Annotated in this window: 4 protein-coding genes and 1 pseudogene; 4 read left to right on the forward strand and 1 reads right to left on the reverse strand. The window is 68.4% G+C overall.

Going from position 1 to position 2,016, the window contains the following annotated elements:
• From VGD32_RS09625 to VGD32_RS09640, 4 genes and pseudogenes are all read left to right on the forward strand, one after another.
• Positions 1–292, forward strand: a pseudogene (locus VGD32_RS09625) (F0F1 ATP synthase subunit beta); the annotation flags it as partial.
• A gap of 2 nt (positions 293–294) precedes the next feature.
• Positions 295–564, forward strand: a complete 270-nt coding sequence (locus VGD32_RS09630; RefSeq protein ID WP_324774559.1) for an ATP synthase F1 subunit epsilon — start codon at positions 295–297, stop codon at positions 562–564.
• Positions 565–906: 342 nt separating this feature from the next.
• Positions 907–1,227, forward strand: coding sequence for a multidrug efflux SMR transporter (locus VGD32_RS09635; protein WP_331031674.1), 321 nt, complete (start codon positions 907–909; stop codon positions 1,225–1,227).
• Positions 1,228–1,257: 30 nt separating this feature from the next.
• The gene (locus VGD32_RS09640) at positions 1,258–1,554 is read left to right on the forward strand and encodes a DUF1272 domain-containing protein (RefSeq protein WP_331031675.1); all 297 of its coding nucleotides are present in this window, start codon (positions 1,258–1,260) and stop codon (positions 1,552–1,554) included.
• A 24-nt stretch (positions 1,555–1,578) separates the two neighbouring features.
• On the opposite strand, the gene VGD32_RS09645 is transcribed toward VGD32_RS09640, so the two are convergent.
• Positions 1,579–2,016, reverse strand: a 438-nt coding sequence (locus VGD32_RS09645) for an RNA pyrophosphohydrolase (protein ID WP_331031676.1), incomplete at its 5' end; no start/stop codon positions are given.

Consider the following 2,016-nt stretch of genomic DNA (forward strand, 5'->3'; position numbering starts at 1 on the left):
CAAGGCGCTGAAGGACATCATCGCCATCCTGGGCATGGACGAGCTGTCGGAAGAGGACAAGCTGGTCGTGGCCCGCGCCCGCAAGATCCAGCGCTTCCTGTCGCAGCCGTTCTTCGTGGCCGAGCAGTTCACCAACTCGCCCGGCAAGTTCGTCTCGCTGGAAGACACGATCCGCTCGTTCAAGGGCATCGTGGCCGGTGAATACGATCACCTGCCGGAAGCCGCCTTCTACATGGTCGGCGCCATCGAGGAAGCCGTCGAGAAGGCCCAGAAACTGGCCGAGGCGGCCTGATAATGGCCGGCAAGCTCAGCTTCTCGCTGGTGTCGCCTGAACGCGAGGTCTTCACCGGCCTCGTCGATCAGGTCGACGCGCCGGGCGTCGAGGGCGACTTCGGCGTCCTGGCCGACCACGCGCCGTTCATGACCGCGCTGCGCGAAGGCGTGGTGACGGTCATCGACGGCGGCTCGCGCCGCCAGTTCGAGGTCCACGGCGGCTTCGCCGACGTCACCCCGGCCGGCCTGACCATCCTGGCCGAACAGGCCTCGGAAGTGGCGGCGGCGTAGGTCGTTGTCATCCCGGACGCGGCGAAGCCGTGATCCGGGACGTGGCCGATCAACAGCGCCGCCCTCCCGGAAGGCGAAGCCTGTCCGGGAGCCGATCTGAAATCCAATCGTCGCCCGGGTCGGCTCTTCGAGCCGCCCGGGCGATTTGCTTTGAGGCTCGCTCCGTCCCCGATAGCCGCTGCGCGGCTTCGGGGATGACAAGGGGCGCGACCTGCTGCAGCCGTGCTTGACCCCCGCGCCGCAGGTTCTAGATAGCCCTTCGCAAGACGAGGCCACGTCCTCGCTCCCGCTCATGCGGGATGAAGTCCGGGACGGCCCGGCCCTTTGAGAGGAGGGCCGCGCGTGGCCTGGACCTATCTGATCATCGCCGGACTGCTGGAAGTCGTCTGGGCGTATTTCATGAAACAGTCGGCGGGCTTCACCCGCCTGTGGCCGAGCGTGGCGACGCTGGGCTTCATGGGGGTGAGCTTCGCCCTGCTGGCTCTGGCCATGCGGTCGTTGCCGATGGGCACGGCCTATACGGTGTGGACCGGGATCGGCGCGGTCGGCGCCTTCATCGTCGGCGCCGTCTTTCTGCAGGAGCACGTCAGCCTGTGGCGGGTGCTGGCGGCGGGGCTGATCGTCGCCGGCATCGTGCTGATGCGGCTGGCGCCGGGGCAGTGACGGTGTAGCTTCGGGGCCAGGAGGCCTTCGATGCTCGAACTTCGACCCAACTGCGAGTGCTGCGACCGCGACCTGCCGTTCGACAGCGCCGGGGCGCGCATCTGCACCTTCGAATGCACCTTCTGCGCGGATTGCGCGGACGGGACGCTGAAGGGCGTCTGCCCCAACTGCGGCGGCGGCTTCGTCCCCCGGCCGATCAGGCCGGCGCGGCTGATGGCCAAATATCCGGCCTCGACGAAGCGGGTGCTGAAGCCGGACGGGTGCGGGGCAGGGCAGATAACGGACCCGCACCTTATCGCCGTGATCCCGGGTCAGGCCCGGGGATGACGGGATAGAGGCTGGAACTACTCTCTACACCACCAGCGGGGCGAAGGCCTGCACCACCTGCTCGTAGGCGGCGCGCTTGAAGGGGACGATCAGGTCGGGCGCCTCGTGCAGCGAGCCCCAGCGCCAGGCGTCGAACTCGATCTCCGCGTGCTGTTCGAGGTCGATCTCGCCTTCGTCGCCGGTGAAGCGGAAGGCGAACCATTTCTGCTTCTGGCCGGCCCAGCCGCGCGCCTGCTTGGTTCCGCCGTAGTCCTCCGGGAAGGCGTAGGCGATCCATTCTTCGGTCCTGGCAAGCAGTTCGGCCGAGACGACGCCGGTTTCCTCAGCCAGTTCGCGGCGCGCGGCGGCCTCGTAGTCCTCGCCCTCGTCGACGCCGCCCTGGGGGAACTGCCAGTTGTGCGGACCGGGCGTGCCGGCGCGGCGCCCGTACCAGACCCGGCCGTCGGGGTGGAACAGCACGAC

The organism is Brevundimonas sp. (genome assembly GCF_036402095.1).
Classification (GTDB): Bacteria; Pseudomonadota; Alphaproteobacteria; order Caulobacterales; family Caulobacteraceae; genus Brevundimonas.

Excerpts from the sequence above, each read along its gene's own strand:
- VGD32_RS09630 (WP_324774559.1), top strand. The coding sequence starts at position 295 with ATGGCCGGCAAGCTCAGCTTCTCGCTGGTGTCGCCTGAACGCGAGGTC.
- VGD32_RS09640 (WP_331031675.1), top strand. The coding sequence starts at position 1,258 with ATGCTCGAACTTCGACCCAACTGCGAGTGCTGCGACCGCGACCTGCCG.